The sequence below is a fragment of the Caballeronia sp. LP006 genome (assembly GCF_031450995.1).
Lineage (GTDB): Bacteria > Pseudomonadota > Gammaproteobacteria > Burkholderiales > Burkholderiaceae > Caballeronia.
The window spans coordinates 2,630,281-2,647,341 of record NZ_JARTVW010000005.1; the positions used below are offsets into that span (position 1 = coordinate 2,630,281).

Genomic DNA, 17,061 nt, shown 5'->3' on the forward strand with positions numbered 1-17,061 from the left:
CTCTTCGGCGCGGTGGCCGCGTTTCTGCGCATTCGCGCGGTCGCGCGAGGCGGCGTGGATGCAGCGAAGTGCAACCCGGGCATTATAGCCAAACGCGCCTGCGCGCCCTTTCGCTTGCCTTGGCGGGAGGATCGCCGGACGTTGCACGCCACACGTTCATCCGTGTTTTCCCCGATCCAAAACCCTCGCCTCGGCTTGCCGCCTGGCAGCTAGAATCCTTACGCGTCTGTAATCATCGAACGAACCCGAACGCGCAAGAGAAAGAGGAGACGACATGGCCCGCACCGCCGATTCAGTGCAAAGCCCCGCCACGGGCACGCCTTCCGCATTCGAGGAGGCAACCTACAAGAAGGTCGCATGGCGGCTCTCGCCGCTTCTGCTCATTTGTTATGTGGTCGCGTATCTCGACCGCGTGAACGTCGGCTTCGCCAAGTTGCAGATGGCCGCCGATTTGAACCTCTCCGATGCCGTCTATGGCTTCGGCGCGGGCATATTCTTTTTCGGCTATTTCATCTTCGAGATACCGAGCAACGTGATTCTTCATCGCGTCGGCGCGCGCGTGTGGATCGCGCGGATCATGATCTCGTGGGGCGTCATTTCCGCGCTCACCATGTTCATCACCACGCCGACCATGTTCTACGTCATGCGCTTTCTGCTGGGCGTGGCCGAAGCGGGCTTCTTTCCCGGCATCATTCTTTATTTGACGTACTGGTTTCCGGCGCAACGGCGCGGGCGCATGACGACGCTGTTCATGACGGCGATCGCGCTGTCGGGGTTGATCGGCGGGCCGGTGTCGGGCTGGATCATGAAGCGTTTCGATGGCACGAACGACTGGCATGGCTGGCAGTGGCTGCTATTGCTGGAAGGCATTCCGTCGATCGTCGTCGGACTCGTCGTGTTCTTCAAACTCGACGACCGCATCTCGAAAGCGAAGTGGCTCACGGCCGACGAGCGAGCGTTGCTCGAACGCAATATCGCCGCCGATAACGTCGAGAAAGAGGACATGCCCATCGGCAAGATTCTGTCGAGCCCGAAAGTCTGGCTGATGAGCCTGATCTACTTTTCCTTCGTGATGGGTCTTTATGGCGTGAGCTTCTGGCTGCCGACGATCATCAAGGCCACCGGCGTCTCCGATGCGCTCACGGTCGGCCTCCTCTCCGCGATTCCCTACGGCGCGGCGGTGATCGGCATGCTGCTGGTCGCGCGCAGCGCGGACAAGCGCGGCGAGCGGCGCTGGCATATCGCCATTCCGGCGTTCATCGGCGCATTGGGGCTGGTGCTCTCGGTCGTGTGGTCGGCGAACACGCCGCTTGCCATGCTCGGACTCACGCTTGCGACCATGGGCATTCTCACGACCTTACCGTTGTTCTGGAGTCTGCCGACTGCGTTCCTCGCGGGCACGGGCGCGGCCGCCGGCATCGCGATGATCAATTCGCTCGGCAATCTCGCGGGCTTTCTGAGCCCGTATCTCGTGGGATGGCTCAAGCAAGCCACGGCATCGAACGCAAGCGGCATGTATATGCTGGCCGGTTGTCTGATCGTGGGCGCGCTGCTCGTGCTGAGCGTGCCTGCGCGAATGGTCAATCGGTGAATCGAAGGAGAGCCGCCGTGGAAACGAGGCGGCTCTCCTATTATGGCGCAGGCGGTACATCGCCGCGATGATGCATCGCACTCCCGCGCTTTATAAGCTCCTATGCAGGGTTCTTGCCGGGCGTGTCGAGGAACTCGATCGACTCGATAATCTTCAACGCCTCCGGTATTACTCCGGTCTTGCTAAAGCGGGGTACCGCCACGACGGGTGCACTGCCGCACAGGGCCACGGCTGCGCGAAGCAAACAGAACCCTAATGAGACACTTCGATTTTGCGGATCACCGACGATCATGCGCTGAAGCACTACTAAACCGGAACTCCCAACAGCCTTTACCAAAAGCCACTGCACAGCCGGAACCAACACCTTCTTGTCGCGTGCAGACACCCCCGATAAATCCGTGAACCAACGTCCTTTCTGTGCGTCATATCGAGCCAAGGTGTAGTCGCGAATTGAGCCCGCATCGGACGAACTTAGACAAACGAAGGTAATTGCAAGACTCCCGATGCCGGTTTTTTTGTACGGCAAGTCGTCTACCGCATAGCTGTTGCCGGATATCCATCCTCCGTAAGGATCTTTGAATCCAATGGAACAATGATGGTTACCGCTGCTAACAAGTAATTCCTTTCGCTCGTTTGGTTCAGACTTTGCGGATGAAGCGCTGTGCAGCCCGAGAGCAATGAAACAGACGGCCAAGCCTTTTGCGATTGACTGGCAAGCTTTTGAGCCACATAGCAGACATAATTTTTTATTCATCTTTGGCCTCTTCGCAGAATATCGTAATCTGGCGTGTCTGCCGCCTGGCCCGGCGCGATCGGGAATTTCACTTCGGATAAGACTGCGAGAGCCACGTTGTAAGCCATACAGCGCGCCTCAAATCCGTTAAGCCGTATCGAATAGAGACTATCGATTGCCCCTGGCAAGTTCACCGATGCCGATGCTTTCCAAAAACTAGCGCTGCGGTAGTAACTATGCGCACGTCGATTTGCGGTAAGCCCTACTCGCTCCAGTACATGCGGCTCATCGGCATACCTGGCCATCCGCAGCTTCACCCAGTAAAAGCCTGCGCTCAACGCGGCATCCGACTGATCCGGAAGCGAGACCTTGGCCCGCCACTTATGCATGTCAGGTGTAAGAGCAGTCTCAGTGGCTTGCCAAACATCGTTGCTCCGTGAACGATCTGCCGCTTGCTGCGCAGTGAGAAGTTGTACACGTACAGCTGACGGGATTTGTGATGCTCGCCCGTGAAAATCCCAATAGTCGAGGTAGTTGCTTGCCCATGTCAGCTGTAGGAAGCCGCGCCCAAACCAAGGGTAATATCTTTGAGTTGTAGGAGAGCCCTCTTCCAGCAGTTGCAACCATTGAGATTCTTGAATAGCGTTGCCAAAAAAACTTGCCATACGTAACGGCGTGTTGATGCCGTAGGTGCACATCATGCGATTTAAAACGACTCGCTGGTTCTTGAAGATATTTCCGCTAGTGAAAGTGCCTGGGACTAGCTCCCACAATGTTTGCCCGCCGTGCTTACGGACCGTAAAAGATGGTACTAGCTGCTTGAACTCTTTTTCACTCAACCACGCACACTTCCTAAAGTGTCGAATAAACGCCGTCGGATGAAAAAACCAAAGCTTATTCGCCTCGCCTAGTGGCGTCTGCTTTATAAACTGAAACTGCTTGACGAAGCTGAGGAAGTTTTCGTAGCCACGCGGATCGGTCTCCTTGCGCTTACCAAAGAATCCATTCGGTTCATTCAGCGCACGGAAGCGTTCCTCATTGTTGCTCGTATCCCATTCGCTTTTGGCGTGACAAATAAAGCCCTTGAGCTTGACTCGCACTTCCGCCTCGCCACGCACATAAGCCGCCAGTCGCTGGTCATGGTCGAACTCCGTTGGCGTTTGGGCATGTAACGCTAGGCGTGTATCGGTCACACCCGCAATCGTGCAAAGCTCGTCATAGCCACAAAACCCCTCTCGATTGAACGGCGTATTGCCCTCCTCGATTTTCTGCCAGCCCATGAAGAAAGGGAAGTCTGCATCCGACAGCTTTTGAATGCTGGCCAAATTCACGTCGATATAGCCCGTCGTACCTTGAGCAAACGGTACCTCGACCCAAGTAGCTCGACTGCCGGCGGGCAAGGTCGGTGTATCCGTGCTCAGGATGCGGCCGAAACGGAGCAACTCATAGCCTTCGCTTGGGCACGCTTCGTATAGCGTGGTTGCGCGCTCGTAAAGGTCATATTCATACTCCGCGAACTTATCCTGCACAGGTTCCGGAGTCAGCGAAACAAGCTTCCGATCGCCCTTGTCAATCCACGCACGCATGAAACGCTCGCCCCGGCTAAAGTACGTCTCGACGTAAAGCGTGCTGTTGGCATCCAAAGCGCCTGCGTTCAGTGCGGGGAAAAGCAGCTTGGGTGTGCGACCTTTCGTTTTCAGGTTTCCTTGGCCCGGCGGCGTGCTCATGAACGTGGAGCCCTTTGGAATAACAAAGTATGTGTGCCCCCAATAGTCCTTCGACGCTGGCGTGTTTGGCTGTGCATCACCCAACGCAACCTTATGCCCCACCTGATCGAACCACGCGGTGAAATCCGCCTCGGTCATGAAGATCTCAAAGTGCAGATGCTTCTCACCCTGACTTTGGCCGACAAAACCCAGGCGATCCTTCCGATAAACCTTCTTTCCACCGCCCGCTTGCACGCCTTCTGTCTCCCTGAGCAGCCAAGCGGCGAGCGCACCGGGGGAACTCTCAGGCATCGGATTATTTGGCTGCGATGCAAGCGCATTGGTGCTAATGACGTCAAGCAAGTGCATGTAAAGCGAATAGAAGGTGATGGTGCGGCCTTCGCCTGTTTCGGTCACGTGTTTGAGCAGCACAAAGCCGATGTTGCTGTTGAGCGCAAGGCTGCCGTCGGAATTTGTTTGGCCATCCGAGACGGCCTTCAAAGCGACCGATAAGCAACGACTTCTCCATCTGCGATCGCCCGCACCGGTTCGAGTTGACCATCGCCCGCGAAAGGCACCAGATGCATGCCGCAATGCCAGCGTCGATCGAATGCGATTGGGAAAACACCACTATGCGATAACTCGAAGTCATCGACCTTATCCATCATTGGATCGGTCTTCCATTTTTCTATGGGCGTGATCAGGCCTTCGACGGGAAGTAAAGGGGGCTAATGATCATTGGTGGACTCGGCAAGGCTACCTGCTGATTACGGTAGTGCCGGATTGTTGCGGAAAACCGGAACGAAACGCAGGGCGGAATCGCTTTTCCGCGGACATTTCAGATAATCCTCAAACTGCTTAGGACAGAGTCGCTCCTTGTATAAAGCACCCGCGCACCACGACGACGCACACCTCGCCACCATGCACCAAAAGCAATCGCGCTAGACGCCTCCGTCACGCTGTAATTCCTTCCCGAAAACTCCGCAAACCCATAGCCATCGGTCAAAAGCCCCCGATTGGCATAGCACTTGCAGAACCCCCTTGCTGGTAGCGGGCGTCGACGCTCACACCACGTCAAGCAAATACACATCGGCAAGGGGAACACACAAATGAAACGACGCAGTCTGCTGAAGTTCGGCTCCATGTCGGGCGCGCTCGCCCTCGCGGGTCAGCTTCCGATCACCAAGGCGCAAGCCGCCGATACGGGTCCGATCAAAGTCGGCATCCTGCATTCGCTGTCGGGCACCATGGCCATCTCCGAGACGTCGCTCAAAGACACGGCGCTCATGACCATTGCCGATATCAACAAGAGCGGCGGTGTGAACGGCCGCCAGCTCGAACCAGTGGTCGTGGACCCGGCATCCAACTGGCCGCTCTTCGCCGAAAAAGCCCGTCAGCTTCTGACGCAGGACAAGGTCGCCGTCGTGTTCGGCTGCTGGACGTCCGTGTCGCGCAAGTCGGTGCTGCCGGTCTTCGAGGAACTCAACGGCCTGCTCTTCTACCCCGTGCAGTACGAAGGCGAAGAGATGTCGCGCAACGTGTTCTACACGGGCGCGGCGCCGAACCAGCAAGCGATTCCCGCCGTCGAATATCTGATGGGCGCGGAAGGCGGCAGTGCCAAGCGCTTCTTCCTGCTCGGCACGGACTATGTGTATCCGCGCACGACCAACAAGATCCTGCGCGCCTTCCTTCATTCGAAAGGAGTCAAGGATGAGGACATTCAAGAGGTCTACACACCGTTCGGACATAGCGACTATCAAACCATCGTCGCGAACATCAAGACCTTTTCCCAAGGGGGAAAGACAACTGTCGTCTCTACGATCAACGGCGACTCGAACGTACCGTTCTACAAGGAACTCGGCAATCAAGGCCTGAAGGCGACGGACGTGCCCGTGGTCGCGTTCTCGGTCGGTGAAGAAGAACTGCGCGGTATCGATACGAAGCCGCTCGTCGGCCACCTCGCCGCATGGAACTACTTCATGTCGGTGAAGAACCCGAACAACACGAAGTTCGAGAAGGAGTTCTTCGCGTACGCCAAGGCGCAGAATCTGCCGGGCGGCGACAAGCGCGTGACCAACGATCCGATGGAAGCGACCTTCGTCGGCATCCACATGTGGAAGCAGGCGGTCGAGAAAGCGAAGAGCGCCGATGTGGACAAGGTGCGCGTCGCGATGATCGGTCAGAGCTTCGCCGCGCCCTCGGGCTTCACCTTGACGATGGATGGCAACCACCATCTGCACAAGCCCGTGATGATCGGCGAAATTCGCGGCGACGGTCAGTTCAACGTCGTGTGGAAGACGAAGACCGCCATCCGCGCGCAGCCGTGGAGCCCGTATATCGCCGGCAATCAGGGCAAGCCGGACGTGGTCAGCTCGATTCCCTCGTTCCTGCGCCGCGCGCGCACGCGCACGGCCTAACGTATCGAGTCGAGGAAAGGGCCGCGCGTGTCATCGCGCGCGGCCAGTCACCATCAGAAAGGCCACCATGACCGGTTCGTTCGCCCGCCTCTTCCCGCGTATGCTGCTTGCGCTTTTCATCGCGCTCGCGCCGTTCTCCGCGCATGCGCTCACCAGCGACGATCTCGCGCCGCTCGCCGCCGACGACTTCGAGGCGAAGTCCGCGGCCATCGACAAGCTGATCGCCAACGCGGATGCGCCTTCGGTCGCCGTGCTCTCCGCGCTCGCGGACGGCTCGCTCGTCGCCACCGACAATGGCCACGTTTATCTGCAGACCGACGACGGCAACAAGGACCCGCTTACCGGCAAGGTCGTCGAAGCGCCCGACGCGCAGGCGATCACGCTCAACAACATCCTGCGCACGAAAGTGAACGGCGCATTGTCGGGCTTGCAGCTCGCTTCGCCGGATATCGCCAAGCGTCGCGATGCTGTGGCCGCGCTCCTGAAGAATCCCGATCCGTCGATGAAGCCGCTGATCGACCGCGCACGCGCCGGCGAAACCGATCCCGAGCTCAAGAAGCGTCTCGACACGCTCTGGGCGATGACCGCCCTGCACGACGCCGACGTTGCCAAGCGACTGGACGCGGTCAAGCTCGTCGCCGCGCGGCACGATCTCGACATGTACGAATTGCTGCGTCCGCTCGTCGCGAAGAAAGCGGACGGCACCTTCAACGAACCCGACGACCGCGTGCGGGCCGCGGCGCAGGCGGGCATCGAAGACCTCGATTCGATTCAGCATCGCGGCGAAATCTTCGGCACGCTGTTCGCGGGCCTTTCGCTCGGCAGCGTGCTGTTGCTCGCGGCGCTCGGTCTTGCCATCACGTACGGTCTGATCGGCGTCATCAACATGGCGCACGGCGAGTTTTTGATGATCGGCGCCTACGCGACATATGTCGTGCAGAACCTCGTGCAGCATTACGCGCCTGCCGCGTTCAACTGGTATCCGCTCTTTGCCGTCCCCGCGTCGTTTGCCGCGGCGGCGCTCGTCGGCATCGTGCTGGAGCGCCTCGTATTGAAGCATCTCTATGGACGTCCGCTCGAAACGCTGCTGACGACCTTCGGTATCAGCCTCATCCTCATTCAGGCGACGCGCACGCTCTTCGGTGCACAGAACGTGCAGGTGACCAATCCTTCGTGGATGAGCGGCGGGATTGCCGTCATGCCGAATCTGATCCTGCCGTATAACCGGCTCACCATTCTCGCCTTCTCGCTCGCCGTCGTGGCGATTGCATGGGGCGTGCTCACGCGCACGCGGCTCGGGCTTTTCGTGCGCGCGGTCACGCAGAACCGCCGCATGGCAGCGTGCGTCGGCGTGAAGACTTCGCGTGTCGATTCGTATGCGTTCGCGTTCGGCGCGGGCATCGCGGGACTCGGCGGCTGCGCGCTTTCGCAGATCGGCAACGTCGGACCGGATCTCGGGCAGAGCTACATCATCGATTCCTTCATGGCCGTGGTGCTCGGCGGCGTCGGTCAACTTGCAGGCACGGTGATCGGCGGCTTCGGACTGGGTCTCGTCAACAAGGCGATCGAGCCGTTCTGGGGCGCGGTGCTCGCGAAGATCGCGGTGCTCGTGCTGATTGTGCTGTTCATTCAGAAGCGTCCTCAAGGCATGTTCGCCCTGAAGGGCCGCAGCGCGGAGGCCTGATCCCATGACTGCCTCGACCAATCTCTCAGCCAATCTCGACGTCGCGCCGCAACCCGACGAGAACGCCGCCCGCGCGGGCTTCGCGCTCGGCCTGCCGCCGCGCGCCGCACTCTTGCCGCGCAACGGCTGGATCGCGCTGATCGCGCTCATCATCGCGATGGGCATCGTCGTGCCGGTCTCCGCGCTCGTGCTGCCGGAAACGAGCACGTTCCATCTGTCCGCGTATGCGATGACGCTCATCGGCAAGCTGATGTGCTATGCCATCGGCGCGCTCGCGCTCGATCTCGTGTGGGGCTACTGCGGCATTCTGAGCCTGGGTCACGCGCTGTTCTTCGCGCTCGGCGGCTACGCAATGGGCATGTACCTGATGCGCTCGATCGGCCGCGAAGGCACGTATCAGAGCGACCTGCCCGACTTCATGGTGTTTCTCGACTGGCACAAGCTGCCGTGGTTTTGGGAAGGCACGGAGCATCTCTGGTATGCGCTTTTGCTCGTCGTCCTCGTGCCAGGCGTGCTCGCGTGGGTGTTCGGCTTCTTCACGTTCCGTTCGCGCGTGAAGGGCGTGTATCTGTCGATCATCACGCAAGCCATGACCTTCGCCGCGATGCTGCTTTTCTATCGCAATGAAACGGGCTTCGGCGGCAATAACGGCTTCACCGACTTCAAGCGCATCGCGGGCTTTCCGATCACGCATCCGGGCACGCGCACCGGCCTCTTTCTCATCACGTTCGCGGTGCTGGTGCTCGCGTTTCTCGCGGCGCGCTGGATCGTCACCTCGAAGCTCGGACGCGTGGTGACCGGCGTGCGCGACGGCGAGACGCGGCTCATGTTCCTGGGCTACAGCCCGCTCGCATACAAGCTCTTCATCTGGACCGTGTCGGCGGTGCTGTGCGGCATTGCCGGCGCGCTCTATGTGCCGCAAGTCGGCATCATCAATCCGAGCGAGATGTCGCCCGCCAACTCCATTGAAATGGCGATCTGGGTTGCGGTAGGCGGACGCGGAACGCTCATCGGCCCGATCATCGGCGCGTTCGCCGTGAATGGCGCGAAGAGCTTCTTCACCGCTTATTTCGCGGAATACTGGCTGTTCTTCCTCGGCCTCATCTTCACGCTCGTGCCGCTGCTTCTGCCGAACGGCATCATGGGACTCATCGACATGGCGCGCCGCAAGAAGGCTCACGCAGGAGACGCCGCAGAATGACCGCACATAACGCACTGATCGTCGATCTGCCGCCGTTGCCGCAATCGGAGGAATCGAACGAACGCAACATGAACGGCATCACCGGGCTCGGCCATGTGCTCGCGCCCGGCGAGATCGACGTATCGCACGGCACCATTCTCTACCTCGAAGACGTGACCAAGAGCTTCGACGGTTTTCGAGCGCTCAACAAACTGACCTTGTCGATCGACGTGGGCGAACTGCGCTGCGTCATCGGCCCGAACGGCGCGGGCAAGACCACGATGATGGATGTCGTCACCGGCAAGACGCGTCCCGATACGGGCAAGGTCTTTCTCGGACAGACACTCGACCTCACGCGCATGTCGGAGCCGGTGATCGCGCGTACTGGAATCGGCCGGAAGTTTCAGAAGCCCACGGTGTTCGAGAATCATCCCGTGTGGGAGAACCTCGAACTCGCGATGAAAACGGACAAGCGCTGGTTCGCGTCGCTGCGTTCGCGGCTCGACCGCGCGGCGCAGGCACGTATCGAAGAGACGCTGGAGCTGATTCGCCTTCATCATCAGGCCACGCGGCTCGCGGGCGAGTTGTCGCACGGGCAAAAGCAGCGGCTCGAAATCGGCATGTTGCTGATGCAGCAGCCTGCCCTCTTGCTGCTCGACGAACCCGCTGCCGGCATGACCGATCACGAGACCATGGAACTTGCCGAGCTGCTCAACAAACTGCGCGGCTCCTGTTCGATGATGGTCGTCGAACACGACATGGAGTTCGTCGCCGCGCTCGCGGGCGCCGATGGCAAGGTCACGGTCATGGCCGAAGGCAGCGTGCTCGCCGAGGGCACGCTGGAAGACGTTCAGCGCGATGAAGCGGTGATCGAGTCCTACCTCGGACGCTGATCTCACCGCCCGCACAGATCACCAGAGCGAAGCCCAAGGCACCCATGCTAGAAGTCGAATCCCTGAATCAGTACTACGGCGGCAGCCACATTCTTCGCGATGTGAAGATGACCGTCCCCGATGGCAAGCTGACCGTGCTGCTCGGCCGCAACGGCGTCGGCAAGACGACGCTCCTGCGCTGTTTGATGGGCGTCGTGCCGACGCGCAGCGGCACCATCACCTGGCGCGACAAGAAGATTTCGTCGATGCCCACGCATGCGCGCGTGACGAGTGGCCTCGCCTATGTTCCGCAAGGCCGAGACATCTTCGGCCGCCTCACCGTGGAAGAGAACCTGCTGGTCGGCGCGGCGAGCCGCAAGTCGCCATCGAAGATTCCCGATCACATCTATCAGCTCTTTCCGGTGCTGAAGGACATGAAAAACCGGCGCGGCGGCGACCTTTCGGGCGGTCAGCAACAGCAACTGGCTATTGGCCGCGCGCTGATGAGCGAACCGCAGCTGCTGATTCTCGACGAACCGACCGAAGGCATCCAGCCGTCCATCATTCGCGACATCGGCAGGACGCTGCGCCAACTCGTCGATGAAATGGGCATGACGGTCTTGCTCGTCGAACAGTACTACGACTTCGCGCGCGAACTCGCCGACCGCTACTGGGTGATGAGCCGCGGCGAGATCATCGCGGGCGGCGCGGGCTCCGAGATGGATGAACAGGGTGTGCGAGAGTTGATCGCCGTCTGACTTTTCGGCTTAACATGGCGGCTCACCTCGTCTGCTCAGTTCACTAGTCACTGCTCGCTCATGCATCATGAATCGCACGCGGCACTCGCTGCCGCGCAAATCGACGCCGATCCAAACGTCTGGCGCGGCCGGCTCGAACTCGGTTTCGAGCAGAAGCATGGGCGCACGGTCTTTTCGCATCGCAAACACGAAGGGCCGCTCAGGCTGCAACGTCCGCTCTATCCGGAAGACGGCATCTGCCACGCGGTGATCGTGCATCCGCCGGGCGGCGTCGCGGGCGGCGACCGGCTCTCCATCGACGTGAAGCTCGGCGAAGACACGCATGCCGTCGTCACGACGCCCGGTTCGACCAAGTGGTACAAGGCCAACGGCAAGCTCGCGACGCAGCGTATAGATATCGCGCTCGCCGCGCATGCGAAGCTCGACTGGCTGCCGCAGAACAACATCGTGTTCGAATCGTCGAACGTGAAGCTCGACTTCAGTCTGACGCTCGCCGAAGGCGCGAGCGCCATCGGCTGGGACGCAATGCTGCTCGGCCGCGCGGCGGCGGGCGAGCGCTGGACGCATGGACATATCGAAGCGGTATCGCGCATTGCGCATGCCGATGGCAAGCCGCTCTGGTTCGAACGCAGCCTGCTCGATGCGACCGATCCTCTTTGCGATGCGGCGCAAGGACTCGCGCGCTTTCCCGCTTACGGCACGCTATGGGCGATAGGCCCGGCTTGCGACGATGCGCTCGCCGAAGCCCTCACCGCCGAACTGCCCTTCGACGATACGTTGCGCGCGGCTGCATCGTGCATTACGCCTGGCGTGTTGATCGTGCGCGCCATCAGCCACTCGATGGAGCCGCTGCAACGCGCGATGACCGAATGCTGGTTGCGGCTGCGGCCTCTCGTGCATGGCGTGAAGGCGCAGCCGTTGCGGCTCTGGACGACGTGAGGACGCAAGCGGCCGCTTCGTTGAAACACTGACTTAGCGCACTCGACGCCGGGCTCTTACGATCAGCACGACGGCAAACAGCGCGGCGAGAATCAATACGCCAAGCCCGATACGCGCAGCGCTCGCCATGGGCGAGACCCGACCACCGGCACGCAACGTCGCCACATCCTGCGCCGTCACTTGCACATTCTGGCGCCCGAACTGCTGCATCAAATAGCTCGATAACGTGGCGATCTGCGTATCGGACAGCCGGTCTGCAAAGGCGGGCATGTCGACGCTATCAGACGCGCGGTTTGCGGACTCCGGATGCGACGCGCCCTGCAGAATCGACATCACGACATTGTTCGGCTGGCCGTTGCGAAAGACCGAGTTACGCGACAACGGCGGCAGCGCGCCATCGGCCGTACCTTGACCGCTCGCCTGATGGCAACTTGCGCAATTCGAATCGTAGAGTTGCGGGCCGTTCAACCGTTCGGGGTCGGCGGGCCACGGCGTCTGACGGACAGCATCCGGATCTTCGATAAGGCCGGACGCCACGTCGAGCGCGAGCGTATCGCCGTCGTCGTGGACGGCGGGAACCGTCTTCAGGTACGTGGCGATCGCTCCGAGGTCCGCATCGGTCAGATACTGCAGGCTGTGATTCACGGCTTCCGCCATCGGGCCGGCTGCCTGCGCCTTGCCCCGCACGACGCCCGTTTTCAGGTACGCGACGATATCCTGCTCGCTCCATCCGCCGATACCGCTCGTCGTGTCGGACGTGATATTGGGCGCGTACCACGCGCCGACCGCACCGCCCGCCAAGCCACGCGAGGTCTGCTCCGCCATCAGCAGATTGCGTGGCGTGTGACAGACGCTGCAATGCGCAAGGCCTTCGACGAGATAAGCGCCGCGATTCCACTCCACGCTCTTTTGCGGGTCGGGCTTGAAGCGATCCTTGTCGACGAAGAGCAGATTCCACGGAATGAGCGATGCCCGAATGCTGAACGGGAACGGCAGATCGGTGTGCGGCACGGCGCTATCCACAGCGGGCACGGCCTTCATGAAGTACGTGTAAAGCGCGTGTACGTCGGGATCGGTGAGCTTCGCAAACGAGGTGTACGGCATCGCCGGATAAAGCTGTGCGCCGTCGGCACGCTTGCCGGCGCGCAGGGCATCGGCGAACTGCGCCTCGGTGTAGGAACCGATACCGTGCGTCTTCGATGCCGTGATGTTGGTCGACCAGATGGTGCCCATGGGAGAGGCAATCGCCAGTCCGCCCGCGAACGGCTTGCCGCCGGTCGCCGTGTGGCAGGCCACGCAATCGCCCGCGCGCGCGAGATACTCGCCACGCTGAATAAACGCGGATTCATCGACGGCGGCTTCCGCGTGAGCGCTCGCCGGCATCCACCCGATGGCAAGCGAGGCGACAGCCACGCCAGCCGCCATTGCACGCTTGATGAAACTTCCGATGACGAACGCATGGCGTTCGACTGCGCTTGTTCGCGACATGATGTGTTCGTGCTTCATCGCGCTTCCTTCACGATGTGATCGACAGTGCGCAGCGCGAGCGCGGCACCCGTGAGCGTCGAGTTGACGGTGGCGGCAGTCGGCATGACGCCGGTACTCGCGAGGAAGAGATTCTCGTGATCGTGCGTGCGGCCCCAGGCGTCGCACACGGAATCGGCCGGGTCCGCGCCCATCGAGAGCGTGCCGGTGATGTGCTGATTGTTGCTGTAGACGCCATCGGGACTGTGACGTAGGTTGGTGCCGCCCATGAGGTCGGCGACCTTCAGGTAGAAGGCTTTCGACGCCTGCATGCCCTTCTCGACGTAATCGCTCATGCGATATTCGACCGCCGGACGCGGCAGCCCGAGCGCGTCTTTCTGGTCGCTGAGATAGATCCTGTTGCGCCGGTCGGGCAAGATTTCGAGCACGTTCTTCAGGCTGACCTGATGCGCCGCGCGCTCGCGCAATTGCTTCTCGAGTTCCGGACCATAGACACCCTTGCCAATCAGGTCCTGCGTAATGGACAACACCTGCGACGAATTGCCGATGTCGACGCGAAACGCCGCGTGTTCACTGCGGAACGCGCCATCGCGCATCAACTGGATCGACGACGGGCTCATCGGCCCGCGACCGGCCCAGACCTCGTCTTGCGCGTCGAAGGTCAACGAGTTGCTCGGATGATCCATCAGGTTCTGGCCCAAGGTGCCCGAACTGTTCGCGAGACCATTCTTGAACTTGTCGCTTGCCGACATCAGCAAGAGGCGCGGACTTTCAACGCCGTTCGCCGCCAGAATGAAGGTCTTCGCCGTCACTCGAACCGATGCCTTCTCGGGCGTGTAGTAATGCACGGCGACGATCTTGCCGCTGGCATCGTGCTCGATCTTGTAGACCACCGCGTTCGGCAGCAGCTTCACGCCCGAGGCTTCGGCGGCATCGGCTGCAAGGCCACCGTGATATTGCGCATCGATCGGGCAAATCGGCATGCAGTTGTTGTTGCCGCAGCAGGCTGGCCGGCCATCGTATGTGCGGCTGTTGCGTGCAGTCGTGTTCGTGATGACCGCGATGCCCGCCGGTGCAAGCCGCTCGCGAAAGCGCTGCTCCAGATACGATTCGGTCACGGGTTGCATCGGGAACGGCTTGCTGCGCGGCGAACCGTTGTCGGGTGCGCCGGAGACGCCCATCTTCACTTCCGCTTCGAAATAGAACGGCTCCAGGTCTTCGTAGGCAATCGGCCAGTCGCGGCCCACGCCATACAGCGTCTTCAGACGCATGTCGTTGGGCAGGACGCGCCAAGCCTGCGCCGCCCAGTGCCACGTCGTGCCGCCAACGGCGCGGATATATTCCGGCTCGTACGGATACGGACCGTTCTGCACGATATAGTTGTTCTTGGTCGGCTTGTAGACCGGATGCGGCGACCACGACGAGAACGGATACGGCGACATGAAGTCGTTCTTGCGAGGCGAGTTGCGAAAGCCCGCCACGATCTGTTCGCGCGTGATGCGTGGACCCGACTCGAGGATCAAGACGGATGCGCCGTGCTGCGCCATTTTTTGCGCGGCAAGCGACCCGATGATCCCCGAACCGATCACGACGACATCGGCGCTGTTCGGCACGTTGGTTTGAGAGGACATGTTCGAGGCAATGAAAAGTGCCGGCGCGCGTGCGCTGCGGGCCGGGGCATGGATGGGAAACGTTTGGAGTGTGTTTGGCGCCGGAAAACCGGCAGTGCGGGTTCTGCTGGCTACACGCGCGCGGCAGCGGGAGCCACGAGCGGCGGCAGGCTCACCGTGCGGGGATCGACTCGCCAAGCGCCATAACCGCCGTAGGCATAACTCGGCGGACGCAGGCGGTCTTCGACGACGCGGTTCATCAGGCTGGTCGTGTAGGTGATGGTGCGCGCACGTTCGCCATCGCCGACCACGCCGACATACCAGGCCGTCACGATACGACGCGGCAAGGAGGCATAAGAAGCCTTGGCCGCGTCCAGGTCCGCTTGCAGATGCAGCGGGTCGGGCTTGTTTGCCGTGAGATACGCCGCCAGTTGCTGGCACGCGGCGCCGAAGCCGGCATCGTCGTCGAGCAGCGCTTGCAGGAGTCGAGATGTCTGCGTCGGGTCGAGCGAGCGCTCGCCGATCAGATAGCGCGAGACATCGGCGAATGCACGAGTGGTCGCGGCGTCCGCACCCGAGCTTGCGCCCGCGGCAAAGACGGGACGCATTAACGTGACCGCGGGAACCAGGGTCAATGAAGCGACGACGCCACCGACGATCAACCTGCGCAACGGGTTTGGCGTATCGGGAAAGAGCGAGGCGGAAGTGTGCGGGAAGGATACGACGCTAGAGTCGTGCAGCGACTCCAGGCGTTTTTTATCGGCAGACATAGAGGTCAAACATGAGGCTTCGTTGAGCGGACACATGGCCGGCATTCGGCCTGTGGCGATACATTGAACGAGGCGCTTTGCGGCCATGACAGGCGAAGCTTCAAGCGCGGGTCGGCACGTTCGACGGGTGGCTCATTTTGCCAGACAGGTACTTACGATTAGTGCATCGAGGCGTCGGCACGACGTAAATTCACATTTTCAGCAAGCGGACACGTCCGAGTTTACGATCCAGCCGCATGAGTCATTTCGCGCGACTTTCACCTGGATGGCATGGCAGCGGAAACGAATCCGCAGTCGTTCAATAAGACAGTGCCGCCGCCCGAACTTTGCGCACCAAGAAAAGGCACCCGCACGCCCCGTAATTGTGCAAGCACATACAGCCGCCACGCCGGATCCTCCTGCCCACAAGCCGTGGGCCGTAATGGCATGACTTTCGCTTGAGACATCCTTCAGAAGCCGCGCTCTCCAACGCGGTCGATTCAAGAACGAAGGATCTTCGATGCACATCAAGCTTGCTCTCGCCCGCCGCCGCACGGCGCTCGCCGCGCTTCTCGCCGCCCCGCTCCTCGCACTGACACCGCTCGCCGCACATGCCGATGCACTCGACAACATCGCGAAGAGCGGCACGCTGCGCGTCGCGGTGCCCGAGGACTATCCGCCTTTCGGTTTCGTGGGTGCCGACATGAAGCCGCAAGGCTACGACGTCGATACCGCCGCGCTGCTCGCCAAGGCGTTGAACGTGAAGCTCGAACTCGTGCCGGTGAACAGCGCGAACCGCATCCCTTATCTCACCACCAACAAGGTCGATCTCGTGATCTCGTCGCTCGGCAAGACGCCGGAGCGCGAGAAGGTCCTCGATTTTTCCGCGCCTTATGCGCCGTACTACCAGGGCGTGTTCGGCCCCGCCGACATCAAGGTGACCGGTCCCGCCGATCTCACCGGCAAGACCGTCGGCGCCACGCGCGGCGCGCTGGAAGAAATCGCACTCTCGCAGATGGCGCCCAACGCCACCATCAAGCGCTTCGAGGACAACAACGCCACCATCTCCGCATTCCTCTCGGGTCAGGTGCAGTTGATCGCCGCGGGCAACATCGTGGCTGCCGCGATCATCGCGAAGAATCCGCCGCGCCGTCCGGAACCGAAGTTCGTCATCAAGGACTCGCCGTGCTTCGTCGGCCTGAACAAGAACGAGCCGAAGCTGCTCGCGAAGGTCAACGACGCCATCGCGCAGGCGAAGAAGGACGGCACGCTCGGCGCGATGTCGAAGAAATGGTTCGGCCAGCCGCTGCCCGCAAGCCTCTGATCGAGGACTGCCC

General features: G+C 61.0%; 13 protein-coding genes. 8 read left to right on the forward strand and 5 right to left on the reverse strand.

The features are described 5' to 3' along the window. Window positions 1–274 precede the first annotated feature (274 nt). Window positions 275–1,591, forward strand: coding sequence for an MFS transporter (locus P9250_RS28880; RefSeq protein ID WP_244825964.1), 1,317 nt, complete (start codon window positions 275–277; stop codon window positions 1,589–1,591). A gap of 100 nt (window positions 1,592–1,691) precedes the next feature. Here P9250_RS28880 and P9250_RS28885 read toward each other — a convergent pair whose 3' ends face one another. Both P9250_RS28885 and P9250_RS28890 read right to left on the reverse strand, forming a co-directional pair. Further along, entirely contained in the window at window positions 1,692–2,345 is a 654-nt protein-coding gene (locus P9250_RS28885) for a hypothetical protein (protein ID WP_310396483.1), read from the reverse strand. Further along, window positions 2,342–4,531: a hypothetical protein gene (locus P9250_RS28890; RefSeq protein ID WP_310396485.1), complete on the reverse strand. Its 2,190-nt coding sequence runs from the start codon at window positions 4,529–4,531 to the stop codon at window positions 2,342–2,344. The genes P9250_RS28885 and P9250_RS28890 overlap by 4 nt, the downstream gene beginning before the upstream one ends. A 608-nt stretch (window positions 4,532–5,139) precedes the next feature. Between P9250_RS28890 and urtA the strand changes: the two genes are divergently transcribed. The 6 genes from urtA (at window position 5,140) to P9250_RS28920 (ending at window position 11,880) form a co-directional block, all read left to right on the forward strand. Then, a complete protein-coding gene (urtA, locus tag P9250_RS28895) occupies window positions 5,140–6,447 on the forward strand; it encodes an urea ABC transporter substrate-binding protein (RefSeq protein WP_244825971.1) in 1,308 nt (435 codons plus the stop codon). A gap of 67 nt (window positions 6,448–6,514) precedes the next feature. Continuing rightward, window positions 6,515–8,131, forward strand: coding sequence for an urea ABC transporter permease subunit UrtB (urtB, locus tag P9250_RS28900; protein WP_244825973.1), 1,617 nt, complete (start codon window positions 6,515–6,517; stop codon window positions 8,129–8,131). Window positions 8,132–8,135: 4 nt separating this feature from the next. Continuing rightward, on the forward strand, window positions 8,136–9,332 hold the full coding sequence (gene urtC / locus P9250_RS28905; protein ID WP_250465351.1) for an urea ABC transporter permease subunit UrtC: 1,197 nt from the start codon (window positions 8,136–8,138) through the stop codon (window positions 9,330–9,332). A 68-nt stretch (window positions 9,333–9,400) separates the two neighbouring features. Then, complete coding sequence (gene urtD / locus P9250_RS28910; protein ID WP_244828098.1) at window positions 9,401–10,204, forward strand: urea ABC transporter ATP-binding protein UrtD; 804 nt, start codon at window positions 9,401–9,403, stop codon at window positions 10,202–10,204. 44 nt (window positions 10,205–10,248) lie between these two features. Further along, entirely contained in the window at window positions 10,249–10,941 is a 693-nt protein-coding gene (gene urtE / locus P9250_RS28915; protein WP_309962637.1) for an urea ABC transporter ATP-binding subunit UrtE, read from the forward strand. Window positions 10,942–11,001: 60 nt separating this feature from the next. Continuing rightward, window positions 11,002–11,880, forward strand: coding sequence for an urease accessory protein UreD (locus P9250_RS28920; protein WP_310396487.1), 879 nt, complete (start codon window positions 11,002–11,004; stop codon window positions 11,878–11,880). 33 nt (window positions 11,881–11,913) lie between these two features. Here P9250_RS28920 and P9250_RS28925 read toward each other — a convergent pair whose 3' ends face one another. From P9250_RS28925 to P9250_RS28935, 3 genes are all read right to left on the reverse strand, one after another. Next, window positions 11,914–13,368: a cytochrome c gene (locus P9250_RS28925; protein WP_310396490.1), complete on the reverse strand. Its 1,455-nt coding sequence runs from the start codon at window positions 13,366–13,368 to the stop codon at window positions 11,914–11,916. A gap of 14 nt (window positions 13,369–13,382) precedes the next feature. Beyond that, a complete protein-coding gene (locus tag P9250_RS28930) occupies window positions 13,383–14,996 on the reverse strand; it encodes a GMC family oxidoreductase (protein WP_310396492.1) in 1,614 nt (537 codons plus the stop codon). A gap of 110 nt (window positions 14,997–15,106) precedes the next feature. Then, the gene (locus P9250_RS28935) at window positions 15,107–15,832 is read right to left on the reverse strand and encodes a sugar dehydrogenase complex small subunit (protein WP_310396494.1); all 726 of its coding nucleotides are present in this window, start codon (window positions 15,830–15,832) and stop codon (window positions 15,107–15,109) included. A 412-nt stretch (window positions 15,833–16,244) separates the two neighbouring features. Here P9250_RS28935 and P9250_RS28940 point away from each other — a divergent pair, with 412 nt between their 5' ends. Next, window positions 16,245–17,048, forward strand: coding sequence for a transporter substrate-binding domain-containing protein (locus P9250_RS28940; RefSeq protein ID WP_250509379.1), 804 nt, complete (start codon window positions 16,245–16,247; stop codon window positions 17,046–17,048). The last annotated feature ends 13 nt before the right edge of the window (window positions 17,049–17,061 follow it).

What these genes read in the sequence shown, in the direction of transcription:
- P9250_RS28920 (WP_310396487.1), top strand. Translation starts at nt 11,002, where the DNA reads ATGCATCATGAATCGCACGCGGCACTCGCTGCCGCGCAAATCGACGCC.
- urtA (WP_244825971.1), top strand. Translation starts at nt 5,140, where the DNA reads ATGAAACGACGCAGTCTGCTGAAGTTCGGCTCCATGTCGGGCGCGCTC.
- urtE (WP_309962637.1), top strand. Translation starts at nt 10,249, where the DNA reads ATGCTAGAAGTCGAATCCCTGAATCAGTACTACGGCGGCAGCCACATT.
- P9250_RS28925 (WP_310396490.1), bottom strand. Translation starts at nt 13,368, where the DNA reads ATGTCGCGAACAAGCGCAGTCGAACGCCATGCGTTCGTCATCGGAAGT.
- urtB (WP_244825973.1), top strand. Translation starts at nt 6,515, where the DNA reads ATGACCGGTTCGTTCGCCCGCCTCTTCCCGCGTATGCTGCTTGCGCTT.
- P9250_RS28885 (WP_310396483.1), bottom strand. Translation starts at nt 2,345, where the DNA reads ATGAATAAAAAATTATGTCTGCTATGTGGCTCAAAAGCTTGCCAGTCA.
- P9250_RS28935 (WP_310396494.1), bottom strand. Translation starts at nt 15,832, where the DNA reads ATGGCCGCAAAGCGCCTCGTTCAATGTATCGCCACAGGCCGAATGCCG.
- urtD (WP_244828098.1), top strand. Translation starts at nt 9,401, where the DNA reads ATGAACGGCATCACCGGGCTCGGCCATGTGCTCGCGCCCGGCGAGATC.
- P9250_RS28930 (WP_310396492.1), bottom strand. Translation starts at nt 14,996, where the DNA reads ATGTCCTCTCAAACCAACGTGCCGAACAGCGCCGATGTCGTCGTGATC.
- urtC (WP_250465351.1), top strand. Translation starts at nt 8,136, where the DNA reads ATGACTGCCTCGACCAATCTCTCAGCCAATCTCGACGTCGCGCCGCAA.
- P9250_RS28940 (WP_250509379.1), top strand. Translation starts at nt 16,245, where the DNA reads ATGCACATCAAGCTTGCTCTCGCCCGCCGCCGCACGGCGCTCGCCGCG.
- P9250_RS28880 (WP_244825964.1), top strand. Translation starts at nt 275, where the DNA reads ATGGCCCGCACCGCCGATTCAGTGCAAAGCCCCGCCACGGGCACGCCT.